The 19,554-nt window shown below is 48.2% G+C and carries 19 protein-coding genes and 2 pseudogenes; 8 read left to right on the forward strand and 13 right to left on the reverse strand.

The features are described from left to right. Positions 1-5 precede the first annotated feature (5 nt). Positions 6-717, reverse strand: a pseudogene (locus LA360_RS31980) (amino acid ABC transporter permease). A gap of 172 nt (positions 718-889) precedes the next feature. On the opposite strand from LA360_RS31980, the gene LA360_RS20515 reads away from it, so the two are divergent. Next, positions 890-1,165: a hypothetical protein gene (locus tag LA360_RS20515; protein ID WP_002583244.1), complete on the forward strand. Its 276-nt coding sequence runs from the start codon at positions 890-892 to the stop codon at positions 1,163-1,165. On the opposite strand, the gene LA360_RS20520 is transcribed toward LA360_RS20515, so the two are convergent. The 4 genes from LA360_RS20520 to LA360_RS32195 form a co-directional block, all read right to left on the reverse strand. Then, the gene (locus LA360_RS20520) at positions 1,162-1,374 is read right to left on the reverse strand and encodes a hypothetical protein (protein ID WP_112481534.1); all 213 of its coding nucleotides are present in this window, start codon (positions 1,372-1,374) and stop codon (positions 1,162-1,164) included. The genes LA360_RS20515 and LA360_RS20520 overlap by 4 nt on opposite strands. 45 nt (positions 1,375-1,419) lie before the next feature. Continuing rightward, complete coding sequence (locus LA360_RS20525) at positions 1,420-2,625, reverse strand: IS256 family transposase (protein ID WP_173876956.1); 1,206 nt, start codon at positions 2,623-2,625, stop codon at positions 1,420-1,422. A gap of 279 nt (positions 2,626-2,904) precedes the next feature. Further along, positions 2,905-3,447, reverse strand: a complete 543-nt coding sequence (locus tag LA360_RS32190) for a hypothetical protein (RefSeq protein WP_330411115.1) — start codon at positions 3,445-3,447, stop codon at positions 2,905-2,907. 96 nt (positions 3,448-3,543) lie between these two features. After that, entirely contained in the window at positions 3,544-4,227 is a 684-nt protein-coding gene (locus LA360_RS32195) for an IS701 family transposase (RefSeq protein ID WP_465245340.1), read from the reverse strand. 473 nt (positions 4,228-4,700) lie between these two features. Between LA360_RS32195 and LA360_RS20535 the strand changes: the two genes are divergently transcribed. Both LA360_RS20535 and LA360_RS20540 read left to right on the forward strand, forming a co-directional pair. After that, positions 4,701-5,069 carry a RidA family protein gene (locus LA360_RS20535; RefSeq protein ID WP_002566105.1) on the forward strand — a complete coding sequence of 123 codons (369 nt, stop codon included), beginning with the start codon at positions 4,701-4,703 and terminating at the stop codon, positions 5,067-5,069. Between the two features lie 104 nt (positions 5,070-5,173). Beyond that, complete coding sequence (locus tag LA360_RS20540; RefSeq protein ID WP_022201159.1) at positions 5,174-5,890, forward strand: SanA/YdcF family protein; 717 nt, start codon at positions 5,174-5,176, stop codon at positions 5,888-5,890. Between the two features lie 106 nt (positions 5,891-5,996). Here LA360_RS20540 and LA360_RS20545 read toward each other — a convergent pair whose 3' ends face one another. Further along, positions 5,997-6,626 (reverse strand): flavin reductase, encoded by a 630-nt coding sequence (locus LA360_RS20545; RefSeq protein WP_022202371.1) that lies wholly within the window; start codon positions 6,624-6,626, stop codon positions 5,997-5,999. Positions 6,627-6,911: 285 nt separating this feature from the next. On the opposite strand from LA360_RS20545, the gene LA360_RS20550 reads away from it, so the two are divergent. From LA360_RS20550 to LA360_RS20570, 5 genes are all read left to right on the forward strand, one after another. Then, the gene (locus tag LA360_RS20550; RefSeq protein ID WP_112481535.1) at positions 6,912-7,679 is read left to right on the forward strand and encodes a hypothetical protein; all 768 of its coding nucleotides are present in this window, start codon (positions 6,912-6,914) and stop codon (positions 7,677-7,679) included. A gap of 59 nt (positions 7,680-7,738) precedes the next feature. After that, positions 7,739-8,455, forward strand: a complete 717-nt coding sequence (locus tag LA360_RS20555) for a gamma-glutamyl-gamma-aminobutyrate hydrolase family protein (RefSeq protein ID WP_022202373.1) — start codon at positions 7,739-7,741, stop codon at positions 8,453-8,455. Further along, positions 8,448-9,794 (forward strand): MATE family efflux transporter, encoded by a 1,347-nt coding sequence (locus LA360_RS20560; protein ID WP_057572148.1) that lies wholly within the window; start codon positions 8,448-8,450, stop codon positions 9,792-9,794. The genes LA360_RS20555 and LA360_RS20560 overlap by 8 nt, the downstream gene beginning before the upstream one ends. Before the next feature lie 140 nt (positions 9,795-9,934). Then, positions 9,935-10,474, forward strand: a complete 540-nt coding sequence (locus tag LA360_RS20565; protein WP_022202375.1) for a flavodoxin family protein — start codon at positions 9,935-9,937, stop codon at positions 10,472-10,474. A gap of 259 nt (positions 10,475-10,733) precedes the next feature. Then, the gene (locus LA360_RS20570; RefSeq protein ID WP_112481536.1) at positions 10,734-11,984 is read left to right on the forward strand and encodes a cation:dicarboxylate symporter family transporter; all 1,251 of its coding nucleotides are present in this window, start codon (positions 10,734-10,736) and stop codon (positions 11,982-11,984) included. On the opposite strand, the gene LA360_RS20575 is transcribed toward LA360_RS20570, so the two are convergent. The 7 genes and pseudogenes from LA360_RS20575 to LA360_RS20600 all read right to left on the reverse strand — a co-directional run bounded on the left by LA360_RS20575 (position 11,985) and on the right by LA360_RS20600 (position 19,387). Further along, complete coding sequence (locus tag LA360_RS20575) at positions 11,985-12,770, reverse strand: transposase (protein ID WP_112481403.1); 786 nt, start codon at positions 12,768-12,770, stop codon at positions 11,985-11,987. Next, complete coding sequence (locus LA360_RS20580) at positions 12,740-13,234, reverse strand: helix-turn-helix domain-containing protein (protein ID WP_089776580.1); 495 nt, start codon at positions 13,232-13,234, stop codon at positions 12,740-12,742. Before LA360_RS20580 ends, LA360_RS20575 begins: the two co-directional genes overlap by 31 nt. A 237-nt stretch (positions 13,235-13,471) precedes the next feature. Beyond that, positions 13,472-13,603 carry a hypothetical protein gene (locus LA360_RS29800; protein WP_002585636.1) on the reverse strand — a complete coding sequence of 44 codons (132 nt, stop codon included), beginning with the start codon at positions 13,601-13,603 and terminating at the stop codon, positions 13,472-13,474. Between the two features lie 86 nt (positions 13,604-13,689). Next, positions 13,690-15,084, reverse strand: coding sequence for a glucose-6-phosphate dehydrogenase (zwf, locus tag LA360_RS20585; protein WP_057572150.1), 1,395 nt, complete (start codon positions 15,082-15,084; stop codon positions 13,690-13,692). Continuing rightward, a complete protein-coding gene (gndA, locus tag LA360_RS20590; RefSeq protein ID WP_022202378.1) occupies positions 15,068-16,492 on the reverse strand; it encodes an NADP-dependent phosphogluconate dehydrogenase in 1,425 nt (474 codons plus the stop codon). Before gndA ends, zwf begins: the two co-directional genes overlap by 17 nt. Before the next feature lie 30 nt (positions 16,493-16,522). Then, positions 16,523-17,617, reverse strand: coding sequence for a lactonase family protein (locus LA360_RS20595; RefSeq protein WP_022202379.1), 1,095 nt, complete (start codon positions 17,615-17,617; stop codon positions 16,523-16,525). Between the two features lie 289 nt (positions 17,618-17,906). Continuing rightward, positions 17,907-19,387, reverse strand: a pseudogene (locus tag LA360_RS20600) (aldehyde dehydrogenase family protein). Positions 19,388-19,554 lie beyond the last annotated feature (167 nt).

Raw genomic sequence — 19,554 nt, forward strand, 5'->3', positions numbered from 1 at the left:
CCTCCCTAGACCTGTGTATCTGTAATTTCTTTGATTTTTTTTCTTATCCGTAGGAGTCAGCATGAGTTTATTTTCTATCCGGTTCTGCACATAATTCAGGACCGTACAAAATATAAGGTAAATAAATCCGACCTCAATGTACATGAGAAGAGGTTCATAATTCCTGGCAGTTATTCTCTGGGTAGTCAGGAACATCTAGGGAATGGTTATGTTGGCCGCGAGAGATGTATCCTTAACAAGGGCAATAAAGCTGTGAAAGAGAGGCGGTACGGATATCTTAAACGCCTGGGGAAGTATGATTCTTAAAAACTGCTGGGGATAGCTCATTCCCAGTGACATGGCCGCCTACCACTGGCCTTTGGGTATGGACAGGATGGCGGCCCTGATTATTTCTGAACTGTAAGCACCGATGCTTAAGGTAAAAACCAATATTCCTGAAGGCATTGGATTAATGACAACGCCTACTTTGGGAAGTCCGAAAAATAAAAGGAACAACTGCACAAGCAGAGGAGTGCCGCGTATAACCCAGACATATAACTCACAGATTTTGTTTAAAGCCGGCACTTTGGATATGTGGATAATGGCTACGAAGACCGCTAACGTTGTTCCAAGGGCGAATGAAATCAATGTCAGAGGTATCGTAAAAGAGATTCCCGCTTTTAAAATAGGCCAAAATGATGAGGTTAATATTTCGATTGAACGTGCATCCGAGAGTATGAAAAAAAGTCTGTAAATTGAGATCTTCTATGATAAGTTAATGAGAAAGGTAGGTGGATGTCGTGACCACCTACCTTTACTATACGGATGCTTTTGGATTCTGTCAAGATGTATTGGAAAATCCCATCAAATTATGGTACACTTCTTACAGGAAAACATCAGGAGGTGTGCCATGAAGCTAAAAACAGACGATCCCTTTGTACCTGAAGATATCAGGGCAAAGATCAATGGACTGCAGTCCCTGCTGGATCATGCAGCCGACTTATACAGTGATATCTATAGCTGGTATGACAGTGAACTGAAATCCTATGACCCGAAAGCCACCGCAGACGATGAACTGTTTGACCCTGGCACAGGGACTGTTGTGGAGGGGATCGATTACCTGTCTATCATGGAATCCCTGTCAGAGCTGCAGACAGCCAACGAATGTAAAATGCAGAGGGATTAACCTTGTGTCCCATCGGCCTGGCCTCTGGCGATGTCTTCCCGTATCAGGGTCTTGATGGCCCCTTGGACGGAAGTGTCCCTGCCATATTTGTGCTGTCTGACCCAGGCCAGGATATCTGCATCTGTCTTCATATTCAGTTTTAACTTCACCTGTACAGTATTATAGCTGTCGTACCTGTCCTGAGCATCGTATTTTGAAAATCCATACATGGAAAGCTCCTTTCCGGATAGGTGTACACCTATGCCTGTGCGCTCTTATTCCGGCAGTCTGCCTTCGTACATAATGGACAGTTCCCCATAGACCTGCCCCCAGTTGCGGATGGGCATGGTCCACTTCTTCGTCGCCTCGAACGTGGCCAGGTACAGAGCCTTTAAGAGCGCCGTGCTGCCCGGGAACACGCTCCGCTGGCGGTTGAGCTTCCGGTAGGTAGAGTTGAGGCTCTCGATCGCGTTGGTAGTATAGATCACCTTCCTGACCTCCATGGAAAACTTGAAGATGGGGGATACCACATCCCAGTTGTCATGCCAGCGTTTCATTGAGTTGGGGTACTTTGGCGTCCACTTTTCCGTCACCTTCTCCAGCGCCTCCAGCGCCTTTTCCTCGTTTGCGGCATGGTAGATGGTTTTCAGGTCCGTGGCAAATGCTTTCCGGTCCTTGTCGGAGACGTATTTCAGCGTGTTCCGTACCATATGTACGATGCAGCGCTGCTGCTCCGTCTTCGGGAATGCCGCCGTTATGGCTTCCTTAATGCCCGTGAGCCCGTCCGAGCAGAGAATGAGGATATCCTTCACACCGCGGTTCTTCAACTCGTTCAGAACGCAGAGCCAGTACTTGGAGCTTTCATTCTCCCCGATCTGTATGCTCAGGACTTCCTTTTTACCTTCCAGCGTAAGGCCGAGGATGACATAGGCGGCAAGCTTGCGGATTACCCCGTCCTCCCGCACGGAATAATGGATTGCGTCGATGTAGACCACGGGATAGACTTCCTCCAGCGGGCGGTTCTGCCAGTCTTCAATCTGCGGCAGTATCTTGTCCGTCACGTCCGAGATGAACCCTTCCGAAGCCTCAAAACCATAAATGTCCATCAAGGTATCCGAGATTTGGCGGGTTGTCATGCCTTTTGCATACATGGATATGATCTTCTGGTCAATGCCGGAAATGTCCTTCTGGCGCTTTCTTACCACCTGGGGTTCAAACGTGGACTTCCTGTCCTGGGGCACCTGGATGTCCATGCTCCCGAAGCTGCTGTTGATCCGCTTGGGCTTGTAGCCATTGCGGTAATCATCCGAATCCGACCGTTCTGACCTCCCATAGCCGAGATGCTCATCCATCTCCGCTTCCATCATCTCCTTCAGGGTGCTCCCCAGCAGGTCTTTGAGGGCTTCCTGGATATCCTCCGCAGTCTGGATGTCATACTCTTCCAGGAGCTGATGGACGATGTTCCTTTTCCCCTCCGTCATGACTACTTTGTGTACGGGCTGTTTTTCTCTTCTTGCCATAATAATAGGCCTCCTTATGATAATAGATTTTATCATAGAAGACCTAATGCTTAATAGCTATTTACAGAAAAACTTTCATACTCTCGTGCATCCATTTCATTCACCCTCCTGATATGTTACTGCTGGATTTCTTCCAAGGTAAGTTCTTTGGAGAAATCCTTACCTAAATATTTGTTGGAAAGTTCAGTAAGTGTTCCGTCTAAAAATATGGTTTATTTTGTTTACACGACTTTACAACTTTTATAAATGCCAGCACTGTTGCCGAATTAACTGTTTTAAAGCTTTCATAACTACACTGGATTTTATGCTGGTTTCGATATTTCTCACGAAAGTGGCATAAAATACCTGCTGCCGGATTTGCTCACTAAGGGCAAACCGAAATTCCTGCACACTTTCTGTACGGTACTTTGAAAATGATTCTTCCTGATATGGCAGTATCTTCATGGCACAATACGAGATGTTGATCAGATTAACCAACATTTCGATTCCCTTCCGACTGCGTAACATATAGCTGCATAACGACCAGAACGTTTTCTGTTCATAATAACTCACCTCGATATTCCAGCGAAATGTGTAACACAATAATGGGATGAACTGCATACGCTCACTCCCGGTCTGGTTTAGCGGCGCCTTTTCCTGCCATGCGCAGAATATCTGCATCTGCTCTGGAATAATCGTACTGAAAAACAGGCGTCTGGAGCCGCCGGTTTTCTCTGTAGAAGTTACATAGGCGAGAACCTCCCTTTGCCCGAAGATATTGGTAAGGACCCGGCGTACACCCATGTAGTAATCCCCTATCTTTTCAGCAGAAAGAGTGAAGTCCTCTTTAATAGAAAGGCGTTCCCCATGCTTTGCGGGCCTGCCTCTTCTGCCGGTTGGCTATGGGGCAAGGTCATAAATAACAGAGTCAGCCCTGGCATTACAGATCAAATCCCGATTTGGATATTCATCAACAATACAGGCGAGATTTTTCTTGGCGTACCAGCTGTCACAAAGGATTATGACATTCTTCTGAGAAGCAAAAGAGGGCATGACCTGAGGCACCATGGCTGCGGCAAGCTCCAGTTTCGATTGTTTTTTCTGCCACATGCGGTAACCGAGAGGGACCGCCAGATAAGCAATCCGACGGTTGCTCCATATGGGGACACAAAGCATGAGGCTGACAAAGCAATGGCCGTTCAGATAGTTGGAGCCATTGTGTGCTGCATGGTCAAAAGGTTTTGAAACATCTTCAAATTTCCTTCCAAATTTAGAAATCATGGTATCATCAATGCAGAAGAAGACCGGCTGTGACTTCAGGGAGTCAGGAATGAGTTTTAAAGCCAGGGATGCCGTTACATTCATGAATCTGGAATAGTCTGCTTTGGAGTAGGAACAGGCATAATAAAAAGCAGTCAGTGACTTTTGGGTGATGGCAGACAAAAAATGTCGGTAGAGGGAACGGATGGAATCCGCCGATTCCATGGCAAGTATGGATAAAGCCAGTAGGAATAAAGTCTCCGCGGCAGGGGAAGAAAAGGTTTTAAAATAGATGGAAAAATATTGATGAAGTCTACCAATCAGGTTCTTTTCGTTGTATAATGAGTTTGTCGTACAGGGTCACTTTCCTTTGTATATTTTGTTGGCAAACTAATTATACACCAAAGTGTCCTGTACGATATTTTTTTCTTAAAAAGTTGTAAAGTCGTATACTGTTAACTATATTAACTATTAATCATCCTAACTATAAACACATCACACAAAATAAATCAATAATTAATTTAAAATTCGTACATATTACATAATACATTGGTGCATATCTATGCATTATGCTGAAAAAAGAGTATCATTTTCCGAAGAAACCTCCTTGCAGGCATTGTATGGAAAAAATAGCACGGCAAAAAATACAAAGAAGAATCTCCGCCTTATCTTGCAACATCTCTAATAATCCGATATAATAATTTTGGGGTTCGCGCATGTCGCGTGAGAATGAAAATCAATATAATGGGGAATACATATTGTACGGGCATTTCCCCTAAGAACAAGGAGGATTTAAAATGAACGTAATCAGCACAGAAAAGGCACCAGGCGCAATCGGACCATACTCCCAGGGATTTGAGGTTAATGGAGTTATCTACACATCCGGTCAGATACCGGTAAATCCGGCAGACGGCAGCGTTGCAGAGGACATCGCAGGACAGGCTGAACAGAGCTGCAAGAACGTAGGCGCCATCCTGGAAGCAGCAGGCAGCGGCTTTGACAAGGTATTTAAGACCACCTGCTTCCTGGCAGATATGGGCGATTTTGCAACATTTAACGAAGTATATGCTAAGTATTTCACTTCCAAACCAGCCAGAAGCTGTGTGGCAGTTAAGACCCTTCCAAAGGGCGTTCTGTGTGAAATCGAGGCAATTGCTGTTAAATAAGGATTGACCTGACATACGCATCAAAAGCCGCAAATCTCTGCATTTTGCCGGGAAGAGCGGTTTTTTTGACCCCGTCGGCGCTCCGTAAGAGAAGGAAGAGTGGAATGGATAAAATAGCGATTCTGAAAAAAGCGGTTAAGATACTTCTGGTATTGGGACTGGCAGGATGTCTGGTTCTGTTCCTCATAAACCTGTACATGATCCGGCGAGAAAAACCCAATATCATCAGCGCGGATGATGCGGCAGCCCTTGGAGATGTGGACTGTATCATGGTACTGGGCTGCAGTGTCAGGCCCGACGGCACGCCATCCGGCATGCTTCGGGACAGGCTGGACAAGGGAATAGAGCTGTATGAGGGCGGTGTGTCGGACCGCCTTCTCATGAGCGGAGACCATGGTCGTGCGAACTATGACGAGGTAAACCGGATGAAGCAGTATGCCATTGATGAGGGCATTCCTTCCGGGGATATTTTCATGGATCACGCAGGATTCTCCACCTATGAGAGCATGTACCGGGCCAGGGACATTTTCCAGGTAAAGAAGATTATCATTGTTACCCAGCGCTATCATATGTACCGGGCTCTTTATGTGGCGCAGGCCATGGGGATGGAGGCATACGGCGTGGAGTCAGATCCCAGGCAGTACGGCGGCCAGAAAATGAGGGACCTGAGAGAACTGCTGGCCAGACCCAAGGATTTGATTTATACCATTGTAATGCCTAAGCCCACCTATCTGGGAGATGCCATACCAGTCAGCGGAGACGGCAACGTTACCAATGATAAGGAAGAAAACCGGGATAGGAACGAGTCCGGTCAGAAGTAAGATATATCCAGAGGACATAAAATACCCCTGAAAACAGCTTATGGGTATGAATCAGCTGTTTTCAGGGGTATTTTGTAACAGTTCACGTAACAGAACAATAAGGAGGCTACAGTTTTACGAAATAGCTGGCATCCTTGCCGCAGACCGGACAGATAAAGTCAGGAGGCAATGTCTCAGACTCCAAAATATATCCGCATACGGAGCAGCGCCATCCGGTAACCTTGTCAGTGTCCGCCTGATAGGAAGGAGCCTTTGGCGGAGTAGTTCCGTTTTTCTTCAGATGGTAATTGGAATAGGTAAGCGCCGGTGTCTGGGAATCCAGGACTTCTGCCTCCACTGCCTCGCCCACAATAATCATATGGGTTCCCACGTCCATGGAGGATACAACACGGCAGGTGAACCGGGCACAGACGCCTTCTGTGGGATATGGATTATAGAGACTGTCCCGTCCATGTGGAATGCCGTCGTATTTCTCCACATCCTTGCCGCACTGGAAACCAAAACGTCTAATCAGATCCATTTCCACATCGTCGGAAAGTACCACCGCGGAGAAAGTGCCGGATGTCTCAATCAGCTTAAATGTATAGTTTTCCTTGTTAAGAGCAATGGATAACCTGGCGGGAGATGATGTAACCTGGGTCAGAGTGTTGATGACACAGCCGCTTTCCCTGCCGTCTGCGCTGGTGGAAATAATGTAAACGCCGTAACTTAATTTGAAAAATGCTTTTGAATCCATAAAATGTACCCCTCCTGTGTCTCTTTTGCCTTTTCGGCTATAGTTTGATTTTACCACGTATAATTGATAATATGTAAGATAGTTGTATTGTATCATATAAATTCCATAAAATCAATAATAATTACTATTATTATAAAATTATTATTTGCAGGCGGTTTCTTATTTGAGGTTATTCTGATACAATGGTTGTAAAAGAGATTCTGGGAAAGAGCCTCTTGGAAAGAGCCTTTGGGAAGGCGCCAGGAAAAGCATATATAGAATCATGGATGAAAGGACAGGCAGTGAATGGGTTTGCTTGAAAATAAAAAGCTTGAGAATAACAATATTGTCATTATGAATTTTACGGGAGCATATGAAAAACAGGAATTTTACGGGGATTTGGGCGCTGTGTGGCTGGACCTTAGAGATATACAGGGCACTAATTGTTACTGTGACGAGGAGGCGGAGGCAGCCATTAAGGAGAGAATCCGCCCAATGGGGCCCTCCGGAATTCATTTCCTGGATTCAGGAAATTACCATTATGTGAGTAAAATATGGCTGGATAAGGTAGAGGGAGAATTTGAACTGCTGGTGTTCGATCACCATACAGATATGCAGATGCCTATATTTGGGAATATCCTGTCCTGCGGCGGTTGGATTCAGGCTGCTTTGGATACAAATACGGGGCTGAAGCGGGTCTATCTGGCAGGGCCGCCCTGTATGGAAGCGGAAGCTGACGGGAATCGGGTAGTTGGAATCAATGAAGAGGAACTGAAGGTGCCGGGGTGTATCAGCCGCTATATGGAGGACTCCGGGCTGCCTCTCTATATATCACTGGATAAGGATATTCTGAACCGATCCTGCGCAGTCACTAATTGGGACCAGGGAGAGACGCAGCTGGAGGATGTGCTGGCCTGCATAAAAGAGGCGGCGTTCTGCCGCGGTATAATAGGAGTGGATGTATGCGGGGAGGACCCGGAACAGGAGGGAATCAGGGCCAGCCAAATCAATCAGAATACTAACAGGGAGATTATCTGTAAATTAATGGAAGTTTGTGGTATACTGTGTCCATGATGAGGGGCAGCAGGATGGATTGATGCGAAAGCAGTGAGAAAGAAACGAGGTAAGTGCACATGAAACCGGTGATTGGAATTATACCATTATTTGACGAGGAAAAGGACAGTATCTGGATGGTACCCGGATATATGGACGGAATCCGCCGGGCAGGCGCAGTTCCCATGATATTGCCGCTTGTCTGTGACCAGGCGGATTTACGCCAGATAAACAGCATGTGCAGCGGGTATCTGTTTACAGGCGGACATGATGTGGACCCATCTCTATACGGTGAGGAGAAGAGCGGCCTGTGCGGTCCTGCCTGTATGGAGAGGGACCGGCTGGAACAAAACGTGTTCCGCATGGCGTGGGAGGACCACAAGGCGGTACTTGGAATCTGCCGGGGTCTGCAATTGATTAATGTTCTTATGGGAGGCACTCTGTTTCAGGATCTGCCCTCCGAATTTCAGGGTACGTGCAGCATAGAGCATCATATGAAGCCGCCGTACAGCCGTGTCTGCCATCAGGTGGAACTGGTGCAAGACGGACCGTTATGCAAACTCCTGGGAAGGAACAGCATGGGAGTGAACAGTTATCACCACCAGGGAATCAAAAAGTTGGCTCCGGGGCTTAAGGCCACGGCCGTGGCAGAGGACGGACTGGTGGAAGGGATATACGCGCCTGACAGGGAGTACATACAGGCTGTGCAGTGGCATCCGGAGTTCATGTCTCCGGGTGACGCTGATGCGGGAAAGATATTTCGATCATTCATAGAAGGAAGTAAGGGAAATGCATAGAGATTTGACTACAGGTTCCATTACAGGAACCATGCTGCGGTTCGCACTTCCCATGATAACAGGAAATCTTTTGCAGCAGTTTTATAATATAGCGGATACACTGATTGTGGGCCGGTATCTGGGGGTACAGGCACTGGCGGCTGTTGGGGCCGCCTATGCGCTGATGTCATTTCTTACCTCCATTCTTCTGGGGCTGTGCATGGGAAGCGGGGCTGTGTTTTCCCTGCGCTATGGTGAAAAGAATGAGAGAATGCTTAAATCCAGCATGTTCGTGTCGTTTGTACTTGTAGCGGCAGTGGCTCTGGTTCTGAATACTGCGGTTTTCCTGTTTATTGACCCAATTATGTACCTGTTGTGTGTACCCGTGGAAATCTATGGCTTTATGCGAGAATATCTGTGGGTCATATTTTTTGGCATCAGCGCTGTGTTTTTGTACAACTATTTTGCCTGTCTGCTGAGAGCCGTAGGGAACTCTTTTATACCGCTGGTGTTTCTTGGCATTTCAGCCCTGCTGAATGTGGGATTGGATTTGGTATTTGTCCTTGTCTTTAAATGGGGTGTTGCCGGTGCCGGTGCAGCCACTGTTGTTTCCCAGTTTGTGTCAGGCATTGGAATCTGTCTGTATACATATTTAAAGATGCCTGAATTCAGGATAAACAGAAGCTATATGAAAATGGACCGGAAGGTTCTGGCGGAAATATCCGGTTTTTCGTTTTTGACCTGCGTTCAGCAGTCTGTGATGAATTTCGGTATATTGATGGTCCAGGGACTGGTCAACAGCTTTGGCGCTGTGGTTATGGCGGCATTTGCAGCAGCAGTGAAAATAGATTCCTTTGCCTATATGCCGGTGCAGGATTTCGGAAACGCGTTTTCCACTTTCATAGCCCAGAATTATGGGGCGGGCAGGCATGACCGGGTGGAAAAAGGAATCAAAAGCGCTGTTACAGCTTCCGTCCTGTTTTGCCTGGTGATATCGTTTATTGTATGTGTGTTCGCAAGGGAGCTGATGCTTGTTTTTGTACAGCCCCAGGAGGCTGAGATATTGGCGGTGGGAGTGCAGTATCTTCGGATTGAGGGGACATTTTACTGCGGTATTGGATGTCTGTTCCTGCTGTACGGCCTGTACCGCGCTGTGAGAAAACCGGAGATGTCCGTGGTGCTGACGGTCATTTCATTGGGAACCAGGGTGGTTCTCGCTTATATCCTGTCAGCGATTCCGGGCATTGGTGTTGTGGGAATATGGGTATCAGTGCCTATTGGCTGGTTTTTGGCGGATTGTACCGGGTTTGCGTATTATTGGATGAAGCGCAGGGCCATATTGGGGCAGGGTGGAAATTGAGGTGAATGATGGGAAGTGGAACTTAAGTTTATGGGAGGGACGATAAAGGAACGATAAAGGGACGATAAAAACTTCTTGACTTGAAGTTAGCTCCAGATGATAGAATGATGAGAGATAACAAAACGAGAGGAGATTTACATATGAATAAAAATGTATTAGTTATATCAGCAAGCCCAAGGAAAGGCGGTAATTCCGATACACTCTGCGATGAGTTTATCCGCGGCGCACAGGAATCTGGAAATCATGCGGAAAAGATTTTTCTGGCCAGTAAGAATATCGAATATTGCATAGGATGCGGCGTCTGTAATACCACTCATAAGTGTGTTCAAAAGGATGATATGGCGGAGATACTGGATAAAATGGTGGAGGCGGATGTCATTGTATTGGCCACGCCAGTGTACTTTTATACCATGGATGCACAGATGAAAACATTGATTGACCGCACGGTTCCCAGGTATACAGAAATTCAGAATAAGGATTTTTATTTTATAGTAGCCGCCGCGGATACGGAACGGAAGATGATGGAGCGCACCATTGAAGGATTCCGGGGATTTACGCAGGATTGTCTGACTGGAGCCAGGGAGAAGGGAATTATATATGGAACTGGTGCCTGGCAGGCAGGAGAAATCAAGGGGACACCTGCTGTGAAGCAGGCATATGAAATGGGAAGAAATGTATAGTTGAAAAATAAAATGCATGATGGACCGGAGGGTGTGTCATGCATTTTTTGTGTCTTCCAATTATGATTTCATGGGATATATGCAAATTTCATGGGATATATGCAAGATGAGTTTGAGGTGAACGCGGTGGATGTCCCTTTGGGAGACTTTTCATTTTCCGGGGAATAAAATATTTATGTGGTATAGATATATGTGACTCATAGTCCGTTGATAAATAAGTCACATTTCGTTACTCTTACCTGTAAGAGAGGTGAGGGAGATGGAGTTTTCTGGCGATATAAAAATAAAAGTTGGCAACAGGATACGCCAATTAAGAAAAGAACTATTATTAAGTCAAGAGTCTTTGGCGTTTAAGGCAGGCCTGGACCGCACCTATATTGCATCTGTAGAAAATGGAAAGATAGGTTTATCGACGCAGATATTTGCAGCCATGTTGTTGGGAGCGGTTTTGGGAATCGTTATCGGGGAACCAATGACCAAAGTCGGGTTTATCGGAACTATCTGGCTGAATTGTATTAAAATGATTGTGGTGCCAATGGTACTTGTCACCATTGTGACGGGTGTTGTTTCTCAGAAGGATATGAAGACGCTGGGAAGAATCAGCTTCCGTATTATGGCATATTATATTGTCACCACACTGGTTGCCTGCGCCATCGGCATCCTGGTTACATCCATTGTAAAGCCCGGCGCCATAGCCAATTTTACAGGACTGGCATCTAAGGAGGTAACTGGCAGCGCGGACATCACGGTAGCTGATTTCTTTACAGGAATGTTTTCTTCCAACATTACTCAGACCTTTGCGGACGGCAATATCCTTCAGACCGTAGTCATCGCAATTCTGCTGGGCGTGGCGATTTTAAGGATGAAGAATCCGGAGCACAAGGAGAAGGCAATCAAGGGCATGAACGTGCTCAATGATATGGTATTTTCGCTGATTAACATGATTATGCTGGTATCTCCAATCGGCGTATTCTTCCTGATGGGAGATTCCTTCGGAAAGTACGGAGCCGGCATCTTTACCAGCATGGCAACCCTTGTAGGCACCTATTATCTGGCCTGCCTGGTGCATGTGGTACTGGTTTACTGTACGGTCATCTGGGTGACGGCAGGAATCAATCCGCTCAAGTTTTTGAAGGACAGTGCCGAGCTGTGGGTATACACCATCTCCACCTGCTCCAGTGTGGCACTGTACGGCTGTGTTATCCTGTTTATCAGCCAGACCATCGGCGTTCCTGTCACCCTGGGAACCATGGTGAAAATCATCCTGATGTCGGCCATTCTTTCCACTGGCGGCGGCGGTATCCCCGGAAGCGGTATCGTAAAGCTTCTGGTCATGGTAACTGCATTTGGCCTGCCTACAGAGATTGTGGGAATCATAGCTGCGTTCTACCGCCTGTTTGACATGGGAACCACCACCAACAACTGCCTGGGAGATCTTGCGGGTACGGTGTTTGTGTCCAAGCTGGAGGATAAGGCGGCTGCTAGTACAGCATTGCTTAAATATCAGTGATTAAATTACTAATGGTATCCCGGCATATGTCCACTTAAATGGGTGTGCTGTAAGATTGTATTGTTCAATAAAGCGCAGGATGCTTGCTTCCAGTTCTTCTATTGATAGGTAGCTTTTCCGCTTCAGCAGCTTCCGGTTAATGATGCCAAACCATATCTCAATCTGGTTCATCCAGGAACTGTGTTTCGGAGTATAGACAAAGCGGATCCGGTGGGAAGGGTCATGCAGGAAATCCGCTCGGCTTTCCATACTTTTAAGGATCCCTGTTTTCCCTTTTTTGCCCAGTTCCACGCCAAGGGCACAGGCTTCTGCCACAAAGCGGACAAGGGCTTCCGATTTATGGGTGTTTAGGCCATCGCATATAAATGTCCATGGGGCTTGCGGGTCTGTCCCTACCAATGCTTTCACGGCTTCCACAAAATCCTCTTCTGTGCGTGTGGAGTTTAAATACGGCATTTCCATACGGCCCGTTGCAACATCAAAGAACCCGATGAGGCTGGTCGTGCCATGGCGGATATACTCAAACTCCATTTTGGCGCACTGGCCGGGTAATGGGAGCTTGTCAGGATATTTATGTTCCAGCGCTTGTACCCCGGTCATTTCATCCGTGGAAACAATGTGTGCACCTTCCCGGCTTTGTTCCTGGGCACTCTGGTACAGGCCGCAGATTTCGTTTACTTTCCGCGCAAAAGATTCCGGGGCTTCCGTCTTTTCCGAAGAATGAAGCCAGTAACGGATTTTGTGGGGATGTAAATCTACCTCATTTTTAAAAAACGGCTGACAGATTTCTCAGAAATCTGTTCAGCGATCCCCTGCTTTTTAATTTCTGCCACTAACAGCGGGAGACTCCACTGGCTTACTTCGTACCCAAAATCATTTGGGCTGCTGCAGGCAAGGTCGATGATCCGCATGATCTGGTCCGGCGTAAAAACAGACGGGGCACCGGGGCGTTTTTTATCGGACAGGACTGCCCGTATCTCATCTTCAAGCTTTTTCGGGTCGTCCATTTCAATCCTCCGCAAGGCTGGGAGCGCCGCGAGGAACCGACTGCGCCAGGTGGCAACATTATTATAATGAAGCCCGACCTGTGGTGCAATATTCTGGTTGAGTTCCCCCTGTGACGCAAGCAGGACAATGCTGGCTCTTTTGACCAGTCCTGACGGAAGGGAGCGGCTTTTTGAAAAAGCAGATAATATGTTTTTCATGGCATCAGATAAAACCGGGATAGTATCAATTGTTTTCCTTCGCATAATAACCCATCCATTCTTTAGTGATAGAATTATTATGCACCGACTACAATAAAAAAGCAACGTCTATTCATTATTATTTTGGCAATGCTGTACTAGGGCAAAGTCGGCATAGGCAGTTTGATGAATTGTCTGATTGTTTGCGCTGTCTGCCGAGATTAATCATATATATAATTAAAAGGTCCCGGATTCTGCATGAATCAGAGCCCGGGATTTTTCTGTAAAGTCTGAATCCGCATATCAGTTATGAAAATGTTCTTCGGTTCCGTTTTCAGTCCGGACTATGATTTTCCCGCATATATCGTCAAATAGCCCTGTTTCCAATATGCCGGTCATGGCCTTGAGACGGACGGCTGCCATGGGGTAATCCATGTCAGCGCCTCCTGTCATGTCCGGGACGCGGCTGCCACATGAACGTGCAGGCCGCCTTGCGGCTGGCCTGCAGCCGTCACGGCCGCCTACAGCCAGCTATGCCCGTACTGTTCCAGCATACGGTTCGCTTCAGCCGGTCCATGGGTTCCGGGCTTATAAGGATACACCGGAAGCTGCTTTCCCGCATGGAGTTTCTTCAGATGGCTGATGTAATTCCAGCTCAGCTCTATCTGGTCCCATTGTGAGAACCAGGAGCGCTCCCCCGCCATACAGGCAGTGATAAGACGTTCATAGGCCTCCGGGGTGTTGAGCTGATGAATGAGACTGCAGTTCTGGCAGAAATCCATCTTGGCCGGAATGATATCCTCAGAATCACCGGGACGTTTAATATTAAACTGCAGATAAACGCCTTCCGTCGGCTGAATCTTAATGATTAGTATGTTGGGCTCCACGTCCGGATAAGGCCGGCGGAAAATGACAGCCAGTTCAATCTCGCGTTTCCCTGTCTTTTTTCCGGTCCGGATGTAAAAGGGGGTTCCTTTCCAGCGTTCATTGTCAATGAAAAGGCGCAGGGCTCCATAGGTTTCTGTCTGTGAATCCGGTTTTACAAGAGGTTCGCCGCGGTAGCCCTCGTATTGTCCCAGGACCAGAGTGCTTTCTATGGACGTTTCATCCGCCGGCCGCAAACAGCGGAAGACATCCAGCTGGGCATCGTGCAGCCCTCTGGGACTAAATTCCTCCGGCCGCTCCATGGCCATGATGGACAGAATCTGGAACAGATGGTTCTGTACCATATCTTTCAGGGCGCCGCTGGCATCATAGTAACCGCCGCGGGTTTCCACGCCCATGTCCTCCAGGGCGGAAATCTGCACAGATTCAATATAGCGGGAATTCCACACGTCTGTAAAAATAGGATTGGAAAACCGGATTGCCTGGATATTGCGGACCATTTCCTTTCCGAGGTAGTGATCGATGCGGTAAATATGCTCCGGGCCAAAGAATGCCTCCAGCTCTGTGTTAAGGGCTGTGGCCGCGGCCAGATTCTCTCCAAAGGGCTTTTCCAGTATCACTTTGCCGGAGGAGGAACCATGGACCAGTTTAAGTCCCTCTGTGATGGCGCTGAAAAAACGGGGAGCCACAGCAAAGTAAAAGATGTGGGAGCTGATATCATTTTCCCTGTAATAATGATTCAGCCCATGATATGCTTCCAAACGGGAAAAATCCATCCGGTAATAATCTATTTTTTCTGAGAAACGGTCAAATGCTTTTTCCTCAAAGGAGAGCCGGGTGAATTTCTCCACCCAGTCCCTGGAAATCCGACGGTAATGGCTGCTGTCGTAGTCGCGGCGGCCAATGATGGTGATGCGGCTGTCTTGGGGAAGCTTTCCGGTGATATCCATGGTGTAAAGAGCGGGAAGAAGCTTGCGGAAGGTGAGATCCCCGGTGCCTCCGAAGATGGTAAGGTTAGTGCTGATTATCATTTGCCCACCTCCATTCATGGTGGAATACGCCTTCGCGGTCTGTTCTCTCATAGGTGTGGGCTCCAAAGCAGTCGCGCTGGGCCTGGATTAAATTGGCGCCTGCTGCCTTTGCCCGGAATTCGTCCAGGTAGGACACAGCGTTGCAGAGGGCGGGAATGGGAAGGCCGTTCATGACGCCTGTGGAGACAGCCTGGCGCAGGCTGTCCTGATGCTCATTGATGCGGGACAGGAAGAAGCGGTCGAATATGAGGCTTTCCGGCTTTGGCTCAGCTTCAAATGCGTGGGTGATGTCATTTAAGAAAACAGCCTGGATGATGCATCCCGCGCGGAATATGGAAGCAATTTTCCCCAGGTCCAGATTCCAGCCGTACAGCCTGGATGCATCCTGCATCAGGGAGAAACCCTGGGCATAAGCGATGATCTTCCCTGTATACAGGGCTTCGCGGACCATGGCCGCAAATGCCTCTTTATCAGGGGAGAGGCTGACAGCCGGGGAATGGATAAGCTCCCATGCTTTTTCTCTTTCATCCAGATGGTTGGACATGATGCGGGCCGTGCAGGCAGAGGTAATCATGGAGATATCCACGCCTTGCTTCAGGGCTTCTATGCTGGCCCACCTTCCGGTTCCTTTCTGTTTGGCGCTGTCTTTGATGCGGTCAATGAGCTCTCCGTCCGCCAGGTCGTCAGCCTCCCGGAAGATACCGGCAGTAATGCCAATCAGGTAGCTGTGAAGCTCCCCGTCGTTCCAGGATTTAAAGATATGAGCCAGATCCTGATTGGTGAACCCGCCCACATATTTTAACAGCAGATAGGATTCTGCAATCAGCTGCATATCCGCGTACTCAATCCCGTTATGGACCATTTTTACATAATGTCCTGCCCCGTCCGGGCCAATGTAGGAGCAGCAGGGCTCGTCCATGGCCCTGGCGGCAATGGCTTCCAGTATGGGGCGCACTGATTCGTAAGCACCGGCATTGCCTCCGGGCATGATGGAGGGACCGAACCGTGCGCCTTCCTCCCCTCCGGAGATGCCTACCCCCAGGTAGTGGATTCCCTTCTCTGCCAGCAGGGCTGCCCGCCTTCTGGTATCCTCAAAAAATGAATTCCCTCCGTCCAGTATCATGTCCCCCTCTTCCAGAAGGGGAACCAGCTGTTCTATGACGGCGTCCACCGGTTTGCCGGCCTGGATCATCAGCATTACCTTACGGGGACGTGAGAGGGCGTCTGTCAGTCTGTTCAGGTCATAAAAGGGAGTCAGGTTCTCATGAGGATGGTCTCTCATGACCTGCTGTGTGACAGCGGCGCTGCGGTTATAACCGCCCACCTTAAATCCGTGGTCAGCCATATTCAGGGCAAGGCTTCTGCCCATAACGGAAAGTCCTACGATTCCAATATCAAGTTTTGTCATTCTGTTACCTCCTATCAGGTGAAATCCGGGTTAGATAGTATGTTGGGAAAGAACAATGGAAACAGCTTCCGGCGCAGGTACGCGGGAACATATGTCCATGAGCCGACCTGTTTCCTGGTTAATCTGAAAGCTTACAAGGCCGCCCCGTGTGCGGTTGGCAACCAATAGATACCGGCCGTCCGGCGTAAGAACCATGTCGCGGGGATGGATGCCGCCGCATCCTGTTTGCTGGATTTGCGCAAGACAGCCATGGTCAATCTTAAAAACCGTTATGACCTCGGCAAATCGGGTGGACACATACAAAAAGCGTTCGTCCGGCGATAAACGTATGGCAGCCGATGCAGGCGGTTCCTCATATACTGCGTCCGAAGGCAGGATGGAACAGATATGCAGGAGCCTCATGGAAAAGTCAGGAAGGGATATACTGTTATGGCTGCTGTCCGTCCCTGCGGCAGCATCTTCTGTCAGACTGTAGACAAAGACCTGATTGCTCAGCTCACTGACAAGGAACAACTGCTTATGGTCCCTGTCAAAAATTCCGTGGCGGGGACCGGTTCCCGTGTCAAAGGCCAGCTCAGATACAAGGGAAAAATCCTTCTGACAGTCAAACACCATCACTTTATCCAGTAGCAGGCAGGGAACCATCATATAGTGGCTGTGAAATAAAATCTGATGGCATCCGGCCTTGGGCGCAATGAGGATTCTTTTGGCCAGTTCAAGGTACGGGCGGGCGGGCCGCTTTTCATGTCCATGAGAACCTGCCTCATATTTTATCCCGTATATCAGTATGGTACCTTCATGGTAGTTAGCCGTGTATATATAACGGTCATCCCGGACCACGTAGCAGGCCGGCGAGGACTCCTCAAAGACTTCCGCTGCCGGTGAGGCAGAGGCATTATCTTTATTATGGGCCGTATCTAAAAGACATATCCCGGACCGGCCCTCTCTTTTTAATGGGGAAGCCAGCAGAGAATCCTTCAGGGAAAGAAACTTACAATCAGGGGCTTCATAATATAATTCGGGATAAGACATTGCACCGTTTCTTAAATCAATGGTAAAACGGTAAATGCCCAGGCTTTCAGGCGAGGCATAGGTACCGAGAAATCCGGTGAGGCTGTTGTTCATGGCAATTCCTTTCTGAGCAAACTGTAATCAAATAAACATCAGTTGCTATCTGTAATTATAAAAGTTACAGTACTATATGTCAAGTGATATTTGGTACTATTTTACGGGATAATTTTTTGAATGCCTTTTTGGATGTTTTTAGAATGCGCCATATTTATGGATTGATGCAATATAGAGGGTTTGGAATGAATGGAACTAGAAATATAAATGTTGGAAAATCGGACGTCAGGTGAGAGGACAATATGTTTTATGAATTCAGCGGTCTGCGCAGCAAACCGGATATAAGGTATTACTTTGCAGGATAGAATCCGCTGGGAGCCTCGGACAGATTAATCATGATATTCTTCATCTGTGTGTAGTGCTCCAGAATAACCTTATGGGTCTCACGGCCAATACCGGACTCCTTGTAGCCGCCGAAGGGTGAGCCCTCCGGAATCTGATTGTATGTATTGACCCACATACGTCCTGTCTCAATGCCGCGGGATACGCGGATGGCGCGGTTTAAGTCGCGGGTCCAGACAGCGCCGCCAAGGCCGTAAGCATTGTCGTTGGCCATGCGGATGACCTCGTCCTCGTCCTTGAATTTAAGGATACAGGCCACCGGTCCGAAGATCTCCTCCTGGGCAACACGCATATCATTGGTCACGTCAGCCAGCAGGGTGGGACGCATGAAGCAGCCCTTTGCCAGTTCGCCTTCTGTTAAGCGTTCCCCGCCGCAGATCAGGCGGGCGCCTTCCTGCCTGCCGATTTCCACATAGCTTAAAATCTTTTCCGGCTGGCGTTCGTTGATCTGGCTGCCCATCTGGGTCTCAGGATCCCATGATACGCCTACCTTAACATTGTTAAATGCCTTTACAGCGTCCTCAAGGAACTTATCATAAATACCCTCATGTACGAATACACGGGAGCCCGCGCAGCATACCTGGCCCTGATTGAACAGGATGCCTAACTGGAGACCGTCAATGGCCTGCTCCCAGTTGCAGTCCAGGAAGAAGATGTTGGCGGATTTTCCTCCTAATTCCAGGGGGGCCGGGATAAGACGGCCGGCTGCGGCCAGGGCTACCTGACGTCCTGCCTCGGTGGAGCCGGTAAATGCCAGCTTTCTGAAGCCCTTGTGGTCAAGCATATACTGGCCTGACTTGGATCCGGAACCGGTTATCACGTTGAATACGCCTTTAGGAATGACATCCTGTACCAGGCGGGCAAATTCAAGGACGGAAAGGGATGTGTCGCTGGATGGTTTAGATACGCTGCAGCATCCGGCTGCCGGGACCGGAGCCAGCTTCCACGCTGCCATAAGGAACGGGAAGTTCCGGGGAACAATCTGTCCTACAACGCCAATCGGTTCACGTAATATCAGGGAAAGGAACTGCTCATCCAGTATATTGGCGCTGCCTTCCTCTGCCGTGATGCAGCCCGCAAAGTAGCGGAAGTGTTTTGCGCTCAGCGGAATATCGATGGCCATGGTTTCGCGGATTGGCTTGCCGTTGTCCAGGGATTCTACCATAGCCAGGTGCTCTGTATTCGCGTCGATGATGTCAGCAATTTTATTCAGGATGGCAGCGCGTTCACTGGTAGGAACCTTCTTCCATGTCTCAAATGCTTTCCATGCTTCCCTGACAGCATCATCCACGTCTTCCTTGGCAGCCTGAGCACACTCAGCCAGCTTTTCTCCATTGGCAGGGCACTAAAGAATTCACCATCAGAAGCGTCACGCCACTGTCCCCCTATAAAAAGCTGATACCTGTTCTGAAGTTCTGGTTTGTTCATGTAATACCTCCTTGTTTTGTGTTGTTGCACTCCTATAAATAAGGCTTATAAAAGCCTTGCTTCCGATTACATTAACTACCATATCATTTTCATGTAAAAAAGCATTATTTGTTAAATTGTTTTCATAATAGTTTTTACTTTGACAAATTTTCAGTTATTATAAATTG

It is taken from the genome of Enterocloster clostridioformis (assembly GCF_020297485.1).
Classification (GTDB): Bacteria; Bacillota; Clostridia; order Lachnospirales; family Lachnospiraceae; genus Enterocloster; species Enterocloster clostridioformis.

Bases quoted from the DNA above. Each gene is read 5' to 3' on its own strand.
- LA360_RS20550 (WP_112481535.1), top strand. From the start codon at position 6,912: ATGGGTTTGCTTGAAAATAAAAAGCTTGAGAATAACAATATTGTCATT.
- LA360_RS20570 (WP_112481536.1), top strand. From the start codon at position 10,734: ATGGAGTTTTCTGGCGATATAAAAATAAAAGTTGGCAACAGGATACGC.
- LA360_RS20540 (WP_022201159.1), top strand. From the start codon at position 5,174: ATGGATAAAATAGCGATTCTGAAAAAAGCGGTTAAGATACTTCTGGTA.
- LA360_RS20515 (WP_002583244.1), top strand. From the start codon at position 890: ATGAAGCTAAAAACAGACGATCCCTTTGTACCTGAAGATATCAGGGCA.
- LA360_RS29800 (WP_002585636.1), bottom strand. From the start codon at position 13,603: ATGGATTACCCCATGGCAGCCGTCCGTCTCAAGGCCATGACCGGCATA.
- LA360_RS32190 (WP_330411115.1), bottom strand. From the start codon at position 3,447: ATGGGTGTACGCCGGGTCCTTACCAATATCTTCGGGCAAAGGGAGGTT.
- LA360_RS20580 (WP_089776580.1), bottom strand. From the start codon at position 13,234: ATGCGAAGGAAAACAATTGATACTATCCCGGTTTTATCTGATGCCATG.
- LA360_RS20565 (WP_022202375.1), top strand. From the start codon at position 9,935: ATGAATAAAAATGTATTAGTTATATCAGCAAGCCCAAGGAAAGGCGGT.
- LA360_RS20555 (WP_022202373.1), top strand. From the start codon at position 7,739: ATGAAACCGGTGATTGGAATTATACCATTATTTGACGAGGAAAAGGAC.
- LA360_RS20545 (WP_022202371.1), bottom strand. From the start codon at position 6,626: ATGGATTCAAAAGCATTTTTCAAATTAAGTTACGGCGTTTACATTATT.
- LA360_RS20520 (WP_112481534.1), bottom strand. From the start codon at position 1,374: ATGTATGGATTTTCAAAATACGATGCTCAGGACAGGTACGACAGCTAT.
- gndA (WP_022202378.1), bottom strand. From the start codon at position 16,492: ATGACAAAACTTGATATTGGAATCGTAGGACTTTCCGTTATGGGCAGA.
- zwf (WP_057572150.1), bottom strand. From the start codon at position 15,084: ATGATAATCAGCACTAACCTTACCATCTTCGGAGGCACCGGGGATCTC.
- LA360_RS20535 (WP_002566105.1), top strand. From the start codon at position 4,701: ATGAACGTAATCAGCACAGAAAAGGCACCAGGCGCAATCGGACCATAC.
- LA360_RS20525 (WP_173876956.1), bottom strand. From the start codon at position 2,625: ATGACGGAGGGGAAAAGGAACATCGTCCATCAGCTCCTGGAAGAGTAT.
- LA360_RS20560 (WP_057572148.1), top strand. From the start codon at position 8,448: ATGCATAGAGATTTGACTACAGGTTCCATTACAGGAACCATGCTGCGG.
- LA360_RS20595 (WP_022202379.1), bottom strand. From the start codon at position 17,617: ATGAACAACAGCCTCACCGGATTTCTCGGTACCTATGCCTCGCCTGAA.